This is a genomic window from Herbaspirillum sp. NPDC087042 (assembly GCF_044745245.1).
Lineage (GTDB): Bacteria > Pseudomonadota > Gammaproteobacteria > Burkholderiales > Burkholderiaceae_D > Herbaspirillum.
Genome location: NZ_JBIUZW010000034.1, coordinates 1 through 17,038 on the forward strand (window position 1 = coordinate 1; position 17,038 = coordinate 17,038).

Sequence of the window (17,038 nt, forward strand, 5' to 3'; positions counted from 1 at the left end):
GAACATGGTTTAAGCGTGCCAGAAAAGGACACAGCACGCTTACGTTATACGCAGACAGAAAAAGCGATTGCTGACCCTAATACGAAATCAACAGCCCAATATTCATGGAAAGATGAGATTAGAGAGGCGATAGACCAATCACAAGCAACGAATATGAATGAATTCAAAGACCATTTAAACCAACATGGTATTGAAATTGAACGTGTGACACCCAAAAGCATTACCTATCGACATTTAGCTGAAGATAAAAAAGTGCGTGGGCGTCGACTAGGTGAAGATTATAATAAAGGAGGTATCGAAGATGGCTTTGAAAGACAAATTCAACGACGAAAACAACAAGAACGAGACTCAGACATCGAATTCCAGCCAAAACGACCAACTTCAAACCGTGATGAATCAACTGAACGAGATACAGGCGTCACTCAATCAGATTGGGACCAATTCGCCCAAGACACAAATGAGCTTGAGCGTAGCCGACAAGCTGCAGAATCAGCAAGACTTGCTGATGAAAAGGCTCGAAGAGATCGAGAAGAGAGAGAACGAGCGAAACAAGCGTCACGACGAATTATTAACAACGATCGAGACCACGGCCTCGAACTTTAATCAAGCGACTGAAATCACACAAAAGCGTTTTATCAGTGTAGCGAAACACTATATTGAACGCATTAATAACGATAATTTAAAACAAGATTTTCAAACAGCCATCCAAGAAGAATTGAAAGATGTAAAAACAGACACACATAAGGCGATTGAGCAGTTACAAACCAATCAAGCAGAACTGCAACAAGCGAATAACGATTATAAAGCAACCATGGATGAACGTATCAAGCACAACGAAACAGCTGTTAAACAATATGATCAAGCGTTTCATCGTTTAACCAAAGGCATTACAGCGATGTTTTTTATTATTGCTTTAGTCATGGTCACATTTTTAGTCTTAAGTCCCTTAGGCGACTGGTTAGGTGTGCAACATTTTTATGAATGGCTGAACTATGTCCTGAAAACAGGTCATTCAGCATGGCGTTATTTCATACTTATTTTCTATCTTGTTCCTTATGCTTTATTTGGAGGACTTATATATGCCATTTTAAGCGTGTATAAGCGCATTTAATATAAATGTTGAATAAAAACCACATTTGAGGTAATAAAAAAGCTGTATCAAGCTTAAAATAGCTTAGAAATTAAAAGGAGAAACTCAATTGGTCTTTTTAGGTGCTTTTATAGCCATTGCATGTGCTTTGTTTATCATCTTTTATTTACCTTATTCAGAAAAGAGAAATAAAAAGTAACACACGCCATTATGCCGAGAAAATTTATTGTGCATTGAGAAGAACCCTTAATTAAACTGTTTCGACGAATGTCGGTATAGCGTGAGCTATGAAACCGACGAGTCGACAGTTTTTGGGTTTATTAAGGGTTCAGAGGCTCAATGTCAATAAAGCAATTGGAATAATGCATTAAAGTTATATTACTTATTGCTTTTTTAAATAATAAAAACCAACCACAAGTGTGGTTGGTTTCCTTTTTGTCTTTTGAATTTGTGAGGAGCAAATTGCCCCGAACTTTTTAATATCTTTTTATAAATCTTTTTAAAACCTTTTTAGGAGTCATTTGAGTCCTAGAGTGACAACGGATTTGAAATGTTAAAGGCAACTTTTTGTAACCATAAAGGCAACTTTTTGTAACCATAAAGGCAACTTTTTGTAACTATAAAGGCAACTTTTTGTAACCATAAAGGCAACTTGAAATATAAAAGTTGCCTTTATGGTTGTAATATTGTTATTATAGTTTTAAATTAATATTTTTACATAATATTAAGGTACCTATTATTTTTTAAAGTGTCTTAATACCTATTTATTGTTTAGGAGGTTTCATAAAAATGTCTGGAGAAACTGTTGTCTATCAAAATGAAATGAATTTAGTTCCCTTACGTAAGTTTACCAGCACAGAAATCGATATATTTTTTAGTCTTTGTAATAAGTTAAAAGAACAAGATATAAAAGAATTAGCTATTCCTTTTGAGGAGTTACGTCATTTAAGTAATTACTATCATCGTTCATTAAAACGTTTTGTTAAAGACTTAGAACATGTATACGATAAGATGTTAACTTTAACTTATACTGAACGAAGTGGTCTATCTTTCAAAAAATTTGTATTGTTTACAGGATATGAAGTTGATGTTGATGAACAAAAATTAATTGTTAGTATTAATCCTAAATTAAAGCATGTTTTAAATGAAATAACAGCTGATTTTACTAAGTTTGAATTAAAAGAAATGACACATCTTAAATCAACATACTCTAAAAATATGTTTAGGTTATTAAAACAATATAAACACACAGGTTATTTCAAAATTCAAATTGAGGATTTTAGAGAACGATTAGATATTCCTAATAGTTACCGTATGACGCATATTAATCAAAAAGTATTAGCTCCTATCATTAAAGAATTAGGATTTATTTTTAATAACCTTAATATCAATAAAATTAAGGCAAAAAAAGGTCGGAAAATTGAATGGCTAGAGTTTACGTTTGATGCTGAGAAACGCATTCACAGTAAACGACAACCTCAAATGGCGGATATAGGTAAGTCACGACAATATATAAGTCGTGAGAAAACACCAAAATGGTTAGAAGAACGCACATATGAAAAACAAACACAAAATGAGTATGATCCACAATTAGAGAAAGAACGAGAAGCCTTTTTAAAACAACTTGAAGTCGATTGGGAAGAATAGAAAAGTTTACAAAAGATAGTATGAAAGATATACTTAAAGTAACAAATGAATTATAAACTAGCATATACAAAAAATACACAAGTGCTAGGAACACTCGTGCCTTAGTAAGCCCGTTAAAAAGACGGTAGCCTTTTATAAATTTTGATTAAAATAACCTAGAACTCGGCTAAAGTTGGTAGGTTATTTTTTTTGGTTATTACTAATTAATACTAAACCGATGATGGTTAAAACAATCATCAGCATTTCATAATCAGACAATGCTAGTCCTTTCTAGGAGCAAAAACCAAAATCATAGGCATCACCCCATTTTCATGAGATTAGCCACCATCAATCCAACTTGCTTACATTAATTATTATATAGATGTAAGCAAGTTTTTTAAAGTTGTGTTCAAATATATAACTTTTCAAGTGTATGCATCATCTAAGTACGATATATCAATTCCAGGTAAACAAGTTTATTAGTTAACTAATAAACTTGTTTACCTATTTACGAATCAACTCGTATACGCATGAATAATGATTTGTGTAGTTTACACTTGTGTAAATTACACAAGTGTAAACTGAATAAAGATACAAACCAATTATTCATGAAAAGTGATGAAAACGCATCAGATCAATGATGTATAAACCATGCATAAACGATAATCATAAAGAAAAGGGACAAACGCTGATCTAACGGCGTTTGTCCCTTTGTGTTGAGTTGACATAATCATTTATTATGGGTAGTGCTTTTGTATAGCGTATTCATTTTATAAATAGCTATTAATCAGTGTAAAAAATAATATAAAAGAGACATTCTTATTAATAAACCATTATATGCTTGTTTAGTAAATATCACATTATCCATGTCGTCTGTATCTGAAGAAAGTTCAGCTTCTCTTGGTCCAGGACTTAGAATAGGGATCCTATTCTTATCATTAAACTTTTCTTTAGATACTATCAAATTATTTTCTAATGATGGTTTTTCATCAACTTTTTCTGAATAAGCAGAATTAAAATCTGGAAGTTCAAAAGGTATGATATCTAATATATCTGCTTGCTCTAATACTCTTTCTACATTATGGACTATAGAATAATCAGTGTTTTTTAATAAATTTAAAATATCGCTATTTAATTCTTCTCCATTTGGCAATAGAAATATAATTTTCTTAATATCAAATTTTTCTAGACCTATAACAATAGAACGAATCACTCTACAATTAATATCTCCACCTATTCCTATAACTTTATCTTCTAAACCATTTAATTCTTTTGTCATCGTATATAAATCTAATAAAGCTTGCGTAGGGTGCTCATTTGTTCCATCTCCGGCATTAATCATAGGAATATGGGTGATCTTCGATGCTTTTTCAACAGTATAATTTTGAAAATGACGCATAACCATGATGTCTGAATACTGTTCAATATATTTAATAGTATCTGACATACTCTCGTCAAAATAATCATCAGTGCGTGCTACTTTAGGTCCCCCCATATCTATGACTTGTCCACCTAATCGATACATGGCACTTGTAAAACTCATTCTAGTTCTGGTACTTGGTTGATAAAAAAGCGTAGCAAGAATTTTACCTTCTAAATCCTTAATTACTTTTCCATTTTTTAAAGCTTTTTCATAATAATCTGCTTTTTCAAAAATAGTATTAATATCAGTAAGATTCACATTCTTCATCGATAATAAGTTATTAATCAATTTTATTTTCCTCTCTTTCTACAATTTTTGTTTCCCAAGAGGCTGAATCAAACATAGAATAACTTGGAGTTGACGGTAATTCTTTATATTCTGGAATATCTTTCAAACCAGTTATTTCAAAACTCAATCTTTCTACTAAAAGACCTTGAGCTAAAGGGGGACATCCAGCAAAGATAGGGCATTCTTTATTATTAATTAACCAATCATCTAATCTTTCTTTGGATGGAAATTGAGGGTATTCTGGAAAAAGAGAATAAACTATTTTTCTTGTATTTTTTTCATCTAGCTCTGAACCTGGCTTGATATCAAAATAATCTTCAGCTGACATTGAATCTTTAGTCCATTTAAAGAAGAAAGCTCTATGACCAAATACTGGCACAGTTAACATAAATTTACATCTTTCATTCTTTTGAAAAGCTCTATGTAATGCATAGCGAGCTTCTAATTCAAATAATTCAATTTTATCTAAAACATAATCACAACCTTCTACAAAATCATCAGCAGTATTATTATTAATACCTTCAGGATAAACATCAACATTTACATCTCTTGAAATATTAAATATAGATTCTCCAACTACTTCTGCCTTATTTCTTCCAAGATTATCCAAAGATGCACCAAATTGTCTATTAATATTAGAAAGCTCAAAATAATCTGGATCTGCTACTTTTATATGACGAACTCCTAATCTTACTAATCTTTCGGCTACAGCACCACCTATACCACCACAACCGGCAATGCCTATTACCACTTCACTAATTTTATTTTGACGCTTTTCGGCTTCTTCATCAGTATTTCCTAACCAACCTAAATTTCGCTTAACTCTTTCCCAATATCGTTTTTCATCAAAATCTGCAGTATATTTAATCACTTTAGAATTCATTATGAACCTCCAAAATATAATATTTTATAACAACTACATCACTCGACACAGAAAAAATTAAAATATAAGTGGTTTAATACACTTTCAATAAGTACATAATCATAAAAGCGCTTTATTTGTCAAAATATTTCGTTTTTTTATTATGGGATGTTCATATTTAGATATGTCTTGAAAGCACTTTTTCCTTTTTTGGTTAAATTAAGACATCGATTAATTTCACTATTCTCTATCCAAGATAATTCGATCATTTTTTCAGTTATTTGTAATGCAACCGGTCCTGCCATATGATTTTTTCTTTCAGTCCAATCTATATGCTTTGGAATAGATTTAGAATACATGCTTTTTTCTGTTTCCATTCCAATTTTTTTTAACCAATTTTTTCCATTTTGAGTCAATTTATAACATTCTTCTTTTTCTTTAAGATAATCATTTTCTAATAAAGCTTCAGTAAATTTAACCCCTATTTTCCCAGCAATATGACCATAACAAGTGCGTATATACGACAACTTTTCTTTTTTTGTTGTTTCTTTTAACGATTTGCTATTCATAGGAGGAGATATAACAGATAAAGCATTGATTGCATCAATGACTTTGTCATTATCAATTTTATAATAGCGATGTCGTCCCCATGTATTAACTGAAATAAAATTAGCTTCTACTAGTTTTGAAAGATGTTCACTAGCTGTTTGAGGTTTTACACCAGCTAATTTAGCTAATTCTCCAGCTGGAAGAGCTATGCCACTAGATAATTCAATTAACATAGTTAAACGTGTCTTATGTCCAATAAGGAGGATATTATCAGAAAAATTTTCATACATATAATACACCCTTTCTGTTAGTACAATTTAATCATACCCATATAATATTTCGGTGTTAAGCGAAATATTATATGGGTATGATTAAATTAGTTAAATGAGGAGGTATTATAGATGAATTCTTCTAAGTATTTCGATCATTTAGTTGTTTTTACAGCAGGAATAGGAATGTTTTTATCCACCCTTGATAGCGGAATTATCAATGTCGCATTACCCACTTTATCTAAATCTTTTAATGTTGATACTTCTTTTATTACTTGGAGTGTCACACTATATACTTTATTATTAACAGGCACAATTATAATATTTGGGAGACTAAGCGATAAATACAGTCGTTTAAATATATATAGTTTAGGATTAACTATTTTTTTAATAGCTTCTATTTTATGCGGTTTTTCAAACAACGTCATACAATTAATCGTTTTTCGTGGTTTACAAGGTATAGGTGCAGCAATGTTACAAGGAACTGCTACGGCTATTATTACTACAACCATTCCTGAAAATAGACAAGGTTCTGCGTTAGGAACGTTAAGTATTCTATTAGGAATAGGTCCTGTTTTAGGTCCAAGTATTGGAGGTCTTTTAATATCTGTAGGTAATTGGAGATGGATATTTTGGATCAATATTCCCTTTATATTTATCGGTTTAATCGGCTGTTTATTTTTAAAAAGATATATTAAAGAGCAAAAAAGTATGTCTATCCATTTAGATATACGTGGAAATTCATTATTATTTCTATCTATCTTTTGTTTATTAATAAGTTTAACATCTTGGTCTTATCACTCAATTTTTAATATATCAGTATATGGCAATTTCCTAATCTTTATTGTTTCTTTTTGCCTATTTATTATATGGGAGTTAAAAACAAATCATCCTATCATCGATTTACGTTTATTCAAGAATGTATCATTTTCATCTCCAATATTTGCAATATTTGTATTTGGAGGTACAACATCTTTAGGTTTTATAATTCCTCCATATATTTTAGAAAAGATTAATCATCTTTCATCTTGGCAAATAGGATTAGTTAACCTTACTTCTCCTTTAGGATTAGTACTTACTTCAAAAATATCTGGTAAATTAATTTCTCGCATTGGCAATATTGTATTAATGACTACAGGACTAATTATTATGATTGTGGCATATACAAGCCTAGGATTATTACAATATATATTAAATCCAGTGACAATAAGCTTATTATTACTAATATATGGTATAGGAGGAGGTTTTTTCCTACCGTCTAATACTTCAGCAATAATGGGAACTGTATCTCAAGATATGCAAGGTACTGCTGGAGCTACACAAAGAATGGTTCAAAATATAGGTATTGCTTTTTATACAGCAGTTACTTCATTATTTATCAGTAATTCATCAAATTCAGATAAACTCATAGAAGGGTCAAGTCATGCATGGTTATTTGCATCAATAACACTCTTTTTAGCATTATTACCTTTTTTATTAAAAATATTAAAGACTAAATATGAACCTAATTAATATATTTATAACAAATAATATTTCTTTTTCTTTATTAATAGTGGCTATCAATTAGCCACTATTTTTTCGTCAGAAAAAATCATAGGGGGCTTGGGGAGTATCCCCAACAAGCAGGCGACGCTAACACGTTAGTGGCTAGCAAAGCCAATGCTTGCCAAACCACTTAACGACTTGATTAATTTTGCTTTACCCTGTAAAGTAAAATTATATTAAGGAGTTATCTTTCGAAGAAAGCGTGGTGGGAATAATGAGCGAACAAAACACATTTGTGGCTAGCGACGAAACTGTTGGGCGAAACCATAAACCCAACCGTAAGGAGCCGAAACAAATCAGTTTTCGTGTGAGCGAATCCGAATATTTAAAGTTACAACAATCAGCTGAAACTTTAAATATGAGTGTGCCTGCTTTCGTTAAGAAAAAGGCACAGGGCAGTCGATTGGTCGCACCGAAATTGGATCAAGCAACGCGACAATCGATAGCCAAAGATTTGAGTATGTTGGGCGCAAATGCCAATCAGATTGCCAAATATTGCAACCAACATCAACATGAAGCACCGAACTATGAAGCATTAGAACGCAATATCAGTGAATTACGTGAAAGGCTTGATGAGATATGGCAACAACTAAATTAAGTGCGACTAAATCAACGTCACGTGCCATTAATTACGCTGAGAAACGAGCCGTAGAGAAAAGTGGTTTAAATTGTGATGTCGACTATGCCAAATCGAGTTTCAAAGCCACTCGTGAGTTATATGGCAAAACCGATGGGAATCAAGGGCATGTCATTATTCAATCGTTTCAACCGGGCGAAGTCACGCCCGAACAATGTAATCAATTAGGCTTAGCACTCGCTGAAAAGCTCGCACCGAATCATCAAGTAGCGGTCTATACGCATGCCGATACAGACCATGTACACAATCATATTGTAATCAATTCAATTGACCTCGAAACAGGTAAGAAATTTAATAATAATAAACAAGCCTTACGTAATGTCAGAGATTTCAATGATGAGGTTTGCATAGAACATGGTTTAAGCGTGCCAGAAAAGGACACAGCACGCTTACGTTATACGCAGACAGAAAAAGCGATTGCTGACCCTAATACGAAATCAACAGCCCAATATTCATGGAAAGATGAGATTAGAGAGGCGATAGACCAATCACAAGCAACGAATATGAATGAATTCAAAGACCATTTAAACCAACATGGTATTGAAATTGAACGTGTCACACCCAAAAGCATTACGTATCGACACTTAGCCGAAGATAAAAAGGTGCGTGGGCGTAAACTCGGCGAAGATTACAATAAAGGGGGTATCGAAGATGGCTTTGAAAGACAAATACAACTACGGAGACAACAAGAACGAGCATCAGACACCGAATTCCAGCCAAAACGACCAACTTCAAACCGTGATGAAGCAACTAAACGAGATACAGGCGTCACTCAAGCAGATTGGGATCAATTCGCCCAAGACACAAATGAGCTTGAGCGTAGCCGACAAGCTGCAGAATCAGCAAGACTTGCTCATGAAAAGGCTCGAAGAAATCGAGAAGAGAGAGAACGAGCGAAACAAGCGTCACGAACAATTATTAACGACGATCGAGACCACGGCCTCGAACTTTAATCAAGCGAGTGAAATCACACAAAAGCGTTTCATCAGTGTAGCGAAACACTATATCGAACGCATTAATAACGATAATTTAAAACAAGATTTTCAAACGGCGATACAAGAAGAATTGGAAGATGTGAAAGCAGACACGCATAAAGCGATCGAACAGTTACAAACTAACCAAGCCGAACTTCGACAAGCCAATAATGATTATAAAAAAATGATAGATGAACGTATTAAGCACAACGACACAGCCATAAAACAATATGATCAAGCGTTGAATCGTTTAACCAAAGGCATTACAGCGATGTTTTTTATCGTTGCCTTAGTCATGACCGCTTTTTTAGCGCTCAGTCCGTTAGGTGACTGGTTAGGTGTGCAACATTTTTACGAATGGCTGAACTATGTCCTTAAAACAGGCCATTCAGCATGGCGTTATTTCATGCTTATTCTCTATCTTGTTCCTTATGCTTTATTTGGAGGACTTATATATGTCATTTTAAGCGCGTATAAGCGCATTTAATATAAATATTGAATAAAAACCACATTTGAGGTAATAAAAAAGCTGTATCAAGCTTAAAATAGCTTAGAAATTAAAAGGAGAAACTCAATTGTTCATTTTATTTGTCTCTTTATTATATTTTGTCTTTTTGGATATGTGATAGATTTAATATTTTTTAAAGAAATAAATATTTTTCTGATTTTAGAATCAGCCTTTATTTTATCATTACTAATCATGCCGATATTAAAGGTTGTAAAAGAGATGAAAAATGAAGAATAGAACACGCTATTATGCCGAGAAAATTTATTGTGCATTGAGAAGAACCCTTAATTAAACTGTTTCGACGAATGTCGGCATAGCGTGAGCTATGAAACCGACGAGTCGACAGTTTTAAGGTTTATTAAGGGTTCAGAGGCTCAATGTCAATAAAGCAATTGGAATAATGCATTAAAGTTATATCATCTATTACTTTTTTAAATAATAAAAACCAACCACAAATGTGGTTGGTTTCCTTTTTGTCTTTTGAATTTGTGAGGGTCATATTGCCCCGAACTTTTTAATATCTTTTTATAAATCTTTTTAAAACCTTTTTAGGTGGCTTTTGAGACTTAGAGCGACAACGGATTTGAAATGTTAAAAGGGACGTTTTGTAACAGTAAAAGGGACGTTTTGTAACAGTAAAAGGGACGTTTTGTAACAGTAAAAGGGACGTTTTGTAACAGTAAAAGGGACGTTTTGTAATTTAAGTCACTTATACTCTTTATTCTCTACATAATAGGTGTTATAATTCTTTTGATTGTTATTATAGAGGGACGTTTTGTAATTTAAGTCACTTATATATTAAGAGAGGTGTTTTTTATGTCTGGTGAAACAGTAGTATATAGAAATGAAATGAATTTAGTCCCATTAAGACGTTTTACAAGTACTGAAGTAGATTTATTCTTTACATTATGCAATAAACTTAAAGAACAGGATACGAGAAAAGTAATTATTCCTTTTGAAGAACTAAAATATTTAAGTAACTACTACACGCGTTCTCAAGAACGCTTTATTAATGATTTAGAGCACGTATACGATAAAATGTTGAATCTAACATATGTAGAACGTAATGGTAGGTCTTTTGAAAAATTTGTTTTATTTACTTCATACAAAGTAGATTTAGACGAAGAATGTTTATCTATTAGTGTTAATCCTGATTTAAAACATATTTTAAATTCTATAACAGCTGATTTTACTAAATTTGAATTAAAAGAAATGACGCATCTTAAATCTACTTACGCTAAAAATATGTTTAGATTGCTTAAACAATATAAACATACTGGTTATGTAAAAATAAATATAGCTGATTTTAAAAATCGTCTAGATATACCTAAAACTTATCAAATGAATGATATAACCAAACGTGTATTAAAGCCTATAATTAATGAACTTTCTTCAATTTTTAATAATCTTAATATCAATAAAATTAAAGCGAAAAAAGGACGTAAAATTGAATGGTTAGAGTTTACGTTTGACGCTGAAAAACGCATTCACAATAAACGACAACCCCAAATAACTAATGTAGGTAAACAACGACAATATATCAGTCGTGAAAAAACTCCTAAATGGCTAGAAAATCCTACTTATAAAAGTAAAGAACATGAAACTGATGATCCTCAATTTGAGAAAGAACGTGAGGCTTTTTTAAAACAACTTAAAGTGGATTGGGAAGAATAAAAAAAGCTTGTAAAACGAAAGCGTTAATTGAAGAGTGTATAATATCATGATATTATATAAGTAACAAATATTGCGTCATGAACGCACCGAACCCCCAACCTACGTCCATAGGTTGGGGGTTCTTTTGGTGTTGGCTATGTCGCCTATTTTTTACTGCGTTGTTCTAGCCAAAAACGAAACAACACACCACAGCAATCTATAAAAATAGATACTATGATATAAACAAATATTGCAGTCATGAGCACGCACCTCCTCTCTACGTCAAATTGACGTCTGAGAGATAGACGACTTCCCAATTATAACAAAACGCCTCTAACCTGTATGCAGGCATACAATATACATGCATACAGTATGCGTGCATCATGTATGCAACACTTAGACGCTTGCGAAGTGAATAAAAATACAAAAGAATTATTAATGAAAATGCATGAAAACGTGTGGTTAAGGGTATGTATAAAATATGCATATCCTATAATCCAAACACAAAGGGACAAACGCTGAAATGACGGCGTTTGCCCCTCTTTTATTAGTTAACATAATAAAGAGTTATAGGTAGTTAATTTGTATAGCTTATTCATAATTAATTTCTATACCATGCTGTCTTAGGCCAGTTTTTATGATTTGGTTTTCCTTTCCATGATGAACAATCTTTAACACCTTTTTTCTTCACATTTAATCCATCGCACTTAGTCATTTTTCCTATAGAAGAACATTTATAAGCTTTAGCATGGTACCAGCAGTCACTCTTATAAAAATCTGCATATGCTTTAGGATGTTTTTTAGACCAATATCTATGATCCGATTTAGTTCCATTAAATCTATTACAATGAACGTGAGTTCCTTTTTTTACTTTTTGTCCATCTTTTTGACCTTTATATGATTTGCTATAAAGTGAAGTACCTTCTGGTATTTTTCCATCATCTTTACCATCCATACTGCCAACAAAATCAGAGAAATTAATCACTTTAGTTCCACTTTCATTACTTCTATTAGCAGTATTATTTTTCTTATCTGGGTTTGGTAATGTATCTTCTATAGTAACTTTATTATCTTTCTTAATAACATGAAAATTACTATCTTCTTTCTCAATATCTTTAAATTGTTTCATTGTTTTTGAATCAACTTGAGATACATCATAAGTACCAACTAATTTAACATTTTGAGGAGCCGTATTTTCTTCTGCCTTACTAGTATTTGATTGTAACGATCCTATCCCTGTACTAGTTATTAAAATACTTGCTAAAAATATTTTTGTGAATTTTTTCAATTTTTACATCTCCTTAAAAATAATTATATTATGTAGAAAAAGCTTTCATTTTTACGTTATCATAAATAATAAAAAAATTTTTAAAGAAGAGGCGTTAATTCATGAAAAGAACATTATATATATTTGTTATAATAGCTTTTTTGATAATTTGTTACATTTTTTTAAACTTTTTATTTTTCGATAAATGGGTTTGCTATTCTAGCGAAAAACAAATCAATAGTTATATAAAAAATCACGATACAAAAAAATTACATGATATAACAGATAATAATAAAACTTATCAAATTTTAAGAAACTCTAAAAAAGTATCAATTAAATTACGATCAGATAATCAAGGAAGTGAGGGCATCGGATATTACCAAGTGAATCTAAATGATAAACCTGCGAAACTTTATATAAAAATTAAGCATGCTTTTATCCCAGAAGTGCCTGAGGTTAAAACAATAGAATTAGAATAATAAATAACAAAAGGGAACTCATTATTGAGTTCCCTTTTGTTGCCATAACATGCATTATGGGTAGTGATATTGTATATATTATGTATAAATCACTTGATTGTTCCCCATAATGGTCCTAATTCTCCTGTACTTTCATTCCAAGTTCTAACTGGTAAATATACTCTTTTTCCACTATTTGTATTATAACCAACCCATACATGACCATCTTGTTTCATAACTTCATCATATTTAATAGTTAAACCTTTTCTTAAAACACCTGACTGAGGCATACTTCTAAATGGTCCTGTTAATCTTGTAATAATATCTGTGTTAGCTGTAAAACTGGCAGATTTAGATTTATATAATGTTCCATATTTATTAGTTTTATAACCATTATTATTTGATGAAGATGTACTATCACTTCCATAGCCCGCTGATTTTAGAAATAGCATAGGATCTTGTGCTGTATTATTTGAGAATGAATTGGTCATTCTATGAAAATGTAAATGCGGTGCTGTAGAATATCCTGTACTACCAGACCAACCAATAATTTGTCCAGCTTTAACTCTGTCACCAACTTTAACATTGAATTTACTTAAATGCATATACCATTGTCTATGAACACCATCATTTTCAACAAGTCCTATTTCATTTCCTCCACCATAATTTGTCCATCCAGCTTCGACTATTTTACCATCTGAAATTGCTCTTACTGGTGTTCCTACATTCATAAAGAAATCAACGCCATAGTGATTTCCGCCATTAATTCCTAAAGGATACGGACCATAACTATAACCTTTCTTGTAATTGTTTAACCAACTAGCCGAATGATTAGATTGAGCAGCTTCTCTTACAAAAGTTCTCTTTTGTTCTACTTTTGGTGCATCAGCTTTTGCTGGTGCTTCTTGCTCTACTTTTGGTGCATCAACTTTTGTCGATGCAGAAGCTTCATCATTTACGGTTAAAAATACTGATCCAACTAAAAAAGTTCCTAATCCAATTGACAAAGATTTTACTAAAGTGAATTTTCTATTTGTATCCATAAATTTAAACCTACTAATATTTAAAATACATTAGTTATAATAACATATAACTAATATGTATAATTTATATTTTGAAATATCAACAAAATCTTTACATTTTATTTAAGATAAGATATTATTTTATAGTAATTAAATATTGGAGGGATACCCAAGTCTGGTTTAAGGGAAATTAATACTATGTATTAATTAGAAGCTTATGCTTGCGTTGGTTCAAATCCTTCTCCCTCCGCTGTAAACTTCATTATTAAACCAAGCATTTTAATGCTTGGTCTTTTTTCTGCATATGTTGCTATATTATTCTCTTAGAAAGTCGGTGTCCTATGAAATTTGTCCAATTATCCAAAACTGAATTTCAAAATTTTGTAAACAGTCATTTTTCTCACTATACTCAATCAAATCAACATTTCGATTATCGAAATAAATTTCAAAATGACGTTCATTTAGTTGGCGTTAAAGATAATGTAGGAACAGTCATTGCAGCATGTTTATTAACAGAAGCCCAAGCTCTAAAAGTTTTTAAATACTTTTATACTCATCGTGGCCCTGTTTTAGACTTTAAAAACTTTGAATTAGTGAGATTTTTTTATAAAAATTTAACTAGATATCTTAAAAAAAATCGTGGTTTATTTGTTTTAACAGATCCTTATACTTTAGAAAATATAAGAAATGCACAAGGTGAGATATTAACAAGCTATGATAATAGACCTCTGATTAAAACTTTGAAAAATATAGGGTATAAACATCAAGGTTATTCCATAGGTTATTCTCAAACGAGTCAAATCAGATGGCTGTCTGTCTTAGATTTAAATAATAAAAATACAGATATGCTTTTATCCGAAATGGATTATCAAACAAGAAGAAATATTAAAAAAACATATGAAATGAATGTTCAAGTGAGAACTTTATCTATTGAAGAAACATCTAGATTTTTCAAATTATTTAAAATGGCAGAAGAAAAACATGGATTTAAATTTAGAAATCAAGATTATTTTGAAAAAATGCAAAAAATATATAATGACAATAGTATGTTAAAACTCGCATATATCAATTTATCCGATTTATTAGAAAAACAAAATAATAAAATAACTCAATTAAACAAACAATACGAAGAAATAATAAACACATTAAAAGCAAATCCTAATTCGAAAAAAAATAAAAATAAGGCTAATCAAATTAATCAACAAATTAGTGCACAAAACAGAAAAATAAATGAAACAAAAGAATTAATCAAAACAGATGGCAAAATAATTGATTTAGCTGCAGCTTTCTATATATATAACAATGACGAAGTTTATTATCTTTCAAGTGGATCAAATCCCAAATACAATGCTTATATGGGAGCCTATCGTTTACAGTGGGAAATGATTAAATTTGCTAAACAGAATAACATTCCTAGATATAATTTTTATGGTATTACTGGAGATTTTAGTGAAACAGCCGAAGATTATGGTGTTCAAAGATTTAAAGAAGGATTTAATGCTTATGTTGAAGAATATATAGGAGATTTTATTAAACCTCTTAGACCCTTTATTTACAAAATATACACTCTACTAAAAAGATGATTTTTTATATAGTGGCTATCAATTAGCCACTATTTTTTCGCCAGAAAAAATACATAAGGGGCTTGGGGAGTATCCCCAACAAGCTGGCGCGTCTGCCACGTTAGTGGCTAGCAAAGCCAATGCTTGCCAAACCACTTAACGACTTGATTAATTTTACTTTATAGGATAAAGTAAAATGTAAGAAAGGCGTTATCTTTCGAAGAAAGCGTGGTGGGATTAAATGAGCGAACAAAACACATTTGTGGCTAGCGACGAAACTGTTGGGCGAAACCGTAAACCCAACCGTAAGGCGCCAAAACAAATTAGTTTTCGTGTGAGCGAATCCGAATATTTAAAGTTGAAACAGTCAGCTGAAACTTTAAATATGAGTGTGCCGAATTTCGTTAAGAAAAAGGCACAGGGCAGTCGATTGGTGACACCTAAATTAGATAAAGCAACCCGACAATCGATTGCGAAAGATTTAGGGAAGTTAGGTTCAAATGCCAATCAAATTGCCAAATATTGCAACCAACATCAACACGAAGCGCCGAACTATGAAGCATTAGAACGTAACATTAGTGAATTACGTGAAAGGTTAGATGAGATATGGAACAAACTAAATTAAGGTGGCTTTTAAACGGTATTTATTTTATGTTTTATACCATTCTTATTGTTGTGCTATGGATAATGAAAATAAACATTTTTGATAACATATGGAGCATTTTAAGTTTTTGGGGAAGTGTTTTTATTTTTAGAATTTTAATTGACTATTTTGCTCCTAAACAAAGAAGAAGTGATAATGATGGCAACAACTAAATTAAGTGCCACCAAATCAACATCACGGGCGATTAATTACGCTGAAAAACGCGCTGTCGAAAAAGGTGGCTTAAATTGTGATGTCGACTATGCCAAATCGAGTTTTAAGGCCTCACGTGAATTGTATGGCAAAACCGATGGGAATCAAGGGCATGTCATTATCCAATCGTTTAAACCGGGCGAAGTCACGCCCGAACAATGTAATCAATTAGGATTAGCACTCGCCGAAAAGCTCGCACCGAATCATCAAGTGGCGGTCTATACGCATGCCGATACAGACCATGTACACAATCATATTGTAATTAATTCCATTGACCTCGAGACAGGTAAGAAATTTAACAATAATAAACAAGCCTTACGTAATGTCAGAGATTTCAATGATGAGGTTTGCATAGAACATGGTTTAAGCGTGCCAGAAAAGGACACAGCACGCTTACGTTATACGCAGACAGAAAAAGCGATTGCTGACCCTAATACGAAATCAACAGC

General features: G+C 31.9%; 16 protein-coding genes, 1 tRNA gene and 1 pseudogene. 13 read left to right on the top strand and 5 right to left on the bottom strand.

What is annotated here, in order from left to right:
• From ACIPHN_RS25390 to ACIPHN_RS25400, 3 genes and pseudogenes are all read left to right on the top strand, one after another.
• A pseudogene (locus tag ACIPHN_RS25390) lies at positions 1 to 603 on the top strand (protein rlx); the annotation flags it as partial.
• A complete protein-coding gene (locus ACIPHN_RS25395) occupies positions 506 to 1,111 on the top strand; it encodes a mobilization protein (RefSeq protein ID WP_228448958.1) in 606 nt (201 codons plus the stop codon). The pseudogene ACIPHN_RS25390 and the gene ACIPHN_RS25395, both read left to right, overlap by 98 nt.
• 768 nt (positions 1,112 to 1,879) lie before the next feature.
• The gene (locus ACIPHN_RS25400) at positions 1,880 to 2,737 is read left to right on the top strand and encodes a replication initiation protein (RefSeq protein ID WP_002486793.1); all 858 of its coding nucleotides are present in this window, start codon (positions 1,880 to 1,882) and stop codon (positions 2,735 to 2,737) included.
• Positions 2,738 to 3,503: 766 nt separating this feature from the next.
• On the opposite strand, the gene ACIPHN_RS25405 is transcribed toward ACIPHN_RS25400, so the two are convergent.
• The 3 genes from ACIPHN_RS25405 to ACIPHN_RS25415 form a co-directional block, all read right to left on the bottom strand.
• Positions 3,504 to 4,427: an aspartate carbamoyltransferase gene (locus ACIPHN_RS25405; RefSeq protein WP_002486797.1), complete on the bottom strand. Its 924-nt coding sequence runs from the start codon at positions 4,425 to 4,427 to the stop codon at positions 3,504 to 3,506.
• Positions 4,420 to 5,310, bottom strand: coding sequence for a ThiF family adenylyltransferase (locus tag ACIPHN_RS25410; protein ID WP_002486791.1), 891 nt, complete (start codon positions 5,308 to 5,310; stop codon positions 4,420 to 4,422). The genes ACIPHN_RS25405 and ACIPHN_RS25410 overlap by 8 nt, the downstream gene beginning before the upstream one ends.
• Positions 5,311 to 5,450: 140 nt before the next feature.
• The gene (locus ACIPHN_RS25415; RefSeq protein ID WP_002486794.1) at positions 5,451 to 6,128 is read right to left on the bottom strand and encodes a helix-turn-helix transcriptional regulator; all 678 of its coding nucleotides are present in this window, start codon (positions 6,126 to 6,128) and stop codon (positions 5,451 to 5,453) included.
• A 111-nt stretch (positions 6,129 to 6,239) separates the two neighbouring features.
• On the opposite strand from ACIPHN_RS25415, the gene ACIPHN_RS25420 reads away from it, so the two are divergent.
• The 5 genes from ACIPHN_RS25420 (at position 6,240) to ACIPHN_RS25440 (ending at position 11,445) form a co-directional block, all read left to right on the top strand.
• Positions 6,240 to 7,619 carry an MFS transporter gene (locus ACIPHN_RS25420; RefSeq protein WP_103458838.1) on the top strand — a complete coding sequence of 460 codons (1,380 nt, stop codon included), beginning with the start codon at positions 6,240 to 6,242 and terminating at the stop codon, positions 7,617 to 7,619.
• 247 nt (positions 7,620 to 7,866) lie between these two features.
• Entirely contained in the window at positions 7,867 to 8,250 is a 384-nt protein-coding gene (locus ACIPHN_RS25425; RefSeq protein ID WP_000003401.1) for a plasmid mobilization protein, read from the top strand.
• Positions 8,232 to 9,242: a relaxase/mobilization nuclease domain-containing protein gene (locus tag ACIPHN_RS25430; protein ID WP_400441887.1), complete on the top strand. Its 1,011-nt coding sequence runs from the start codon at positions 8,232 to 8,234 to the stop codon at positions 9,240 to 9,242. Before ACIPHN_RS25425 ends, ACIPHN_RS25430 begins: the two co-directional genes overlap by 19 nt.
• The gene (locus ACIPHN_RS25435) at positions 9,145 to 9,750 is read left to right on the top strand and encodes a hypothetical protein (RefSeq protein ID WP_400441890.1); all 606 of its coding nucleotides are present in this window, start codon (positions 9,145 to 9,147) and stop codon (positions 9,748 to 9,750) included. The genes ACIPHN_RS25430 and ACIPHN_RS25435 overlap by 98 nt, the downstream gene beginning before the upstream one ends.
• Positions 9,751 to 10,587: 837 nt before the next feature.
• A complete protein-coding gene (locus ACIPHN_RS25440; RefSeq protein ID WP_400441892.1) occupies positions 10,588 to 11,445 on the top strand; it encodes a replication initiation protein in 858 nt (285 codons plus the stop codon).
• A 580-nt stretch (positions 11,446 to 12,025) separates the two neighbouring features.
• Here ACIPHN_RS25440 and ACIPHN_RS25445 read toward each other — a convergent pair.
• Positions 12,026 to 12,712 (bottom strand): hypothetical protein, encoded by a 687-nt coding sequence (locus ACIPHN_RS25445; protein ID WP_002477842.1) that lies wholly within the window; start codon positions 12,710 to 12,712, stop codon positions 12,026 to 12,028.
• Positions 12,713 to 12,813: 101 nt separating this feature from the next.
• Here ACIPHN_RS25445 and ACIPHN_RS25450 point away from each other — a divergent pair, with 101 nt between their 5' ends.
• Entirely contained in the window at positions 12,814 to 13,170 is a 357-nt protein-coding gene (locus tag ACIPHN_RS25450) for a hypothetical protein (RefSeq protein WP_002477841.1), read from the top strand.
• 89 nt (positions 13,171 to 13,259) lie between these two features.
• On the opposite strand, the gene ACIPHN_RS25455 is transcribed toward ACIPHN_RS25450, so the two are convergent.
• Positions 13,260 to 14,192 (bottom strand): peptidoglycan DD-metalloendopeptidase family protein, encoded by a 933-nt coding sequence (locus tag ACIPHN_RS25455; RefSeq protein ID WP_400441896.1) that lies wholly within the window; start codon positions 14,190 to 14,192, stop codon positions 13,260 to 13,262.
• Between the two features lie 138 nt (positions 14,193 to 14,330).
• Here ACIPHN_RS25455 and ACIPHN_RS25460 point away from each other — a divergent pair.
• From ACIPHN_RS25460 to ACIPHN_RS25475, 4 genes are all read left to right on the top strand, one after another.
• Positions 14,331 to 14,421, top strand: a tRNA-His gene (locus ACIPHN_RS25460).
• A 91-nt stretch (positions 14,422 to 14,512) separates the two neighbouring features.
• Positions 14,513 to 15,754, top strand: coding sequence for an endopeptidase Ale-1 resistance FemAB family serine transferase Epr (gene epr, locus ACIPHN_RS25465; protein ID WP_400441899.1), 1,242 nt, complete (start codon positions 14,513 to 14,515; stop codon positions 15,752 to 15,754).
• A gap of 220 nt (positions 15,755 to 15,974) precedes the next feature.
• Entirely contained in the window at positions 15,975 to 16,358 is a 384-nt protein-coding gene (locus ACIPHN_RS25470) for a plasmid mobilization protein (RefSeq protein WP_400441902.1), read from the top strand.
• Positions 16,359 to 16,535: 177 nt separating this feature from the next.
• Positions 16,536 to 17,038 (top strand): relaxase/mobilization nuclease domain-containing protein (locus tag ACIPHN_RS25475; RefSeq protein ID WP_400441905.1); only part of this gene is annotated, 503 nt, incomplete at its 3' end.

Bases quoted from the DNA above. Each gene is read 5' to 3' on its own strand.
- ACIPHN_RS25455 (WP_400441896.1), bottom strand. From the start codon at position 14,192: ATGGATACAAATAGAAAATTCACTTTAGTAAAATCTTTGTCAATTGGA.
- ACIPHN_RS25425 (WP_000003401.1), top strand. From the start codon at position 7,867: ATGAGCGAACAAAACACATTTGTGGCTAGCGACGAAACTGTTGGGCGA.
- ACIPHN_RS25400 (WP_002486793.1), top strand. From the start codon at position 1,880: ATGTCTGGAGAAACTGTTGTCTATCAAAATGAAATGAATTTAGTTCCC.
- epr (WP_400441899.1), top strand. From the start codon at position 14,513: ATGAAATTTGTCCAATTATCCAAAACTGAATTTCAAAATTTTGTAAAC.
- ACIPHN_RS25430 (WP_400441887.1), top strand. From the start codon at position 8,232: ATGGCAACAACTAAATTAAGTGCGACTAAATCAACGTCACGTGCCATT.
- ACIPHN_RS25470 (WP_400441902.1), top strand. From the start codon at position 15,975: ATGAGCGAACAAAACACATTTGTGGCTAGCGACGAAACTGTTGGGCGA.
- ACIPHN_RS25440 (WP_400441892.1), top strand. From the start codon at position 10,588: ATGTCTGGTGAAACAGTAGTATATAGAAATGAAATGAATTTAGTCCCA.
- ACIPHN_RS25435 (WP_400441890.1), top strand. From the start codon at position 9,145: ATGAAAAGGCTCGAAGAAATCGAGAAGAGAGAGAACGAGCGAAACAAG.
- ACIPHN_RS25415 (WP_002486794.1), bottom strand. From the start codon at position 6,128: ATGTATGAAAATTTTTCTGATAATATCCTCCTTATTGGACATAAGACA.
- ACIPHN_RS25420 (WP_103458838.1), top strand. From the start codon at position 6,240: ATGAATTCTTCTAAGTATTTCGATCATTTAGTTGTTTTTACAGCAGGA.
- ACIPHN_RS25395 (WP_228448958.1), top strand. From the start codon at position 506: ATGAAAAGGCTCGAAGAGATCGAGAAGAGAGAGAACGAGCGAAACAAG.
- ACIPHN_RS25410 (WP_002486791.1), bottom strand. From the start codon at position 5,310: ATGAATTCTAAAGTGATTAAATATACTGCAGATTTTGATGAAAAACGA.
- ACIPHN_RS25450 (WP_002477841.1), top strand. From the start codon at position 12,814: ATGAAAAGAACATTATATATATTTGTTATAATAGCTTTTTTGATAATT.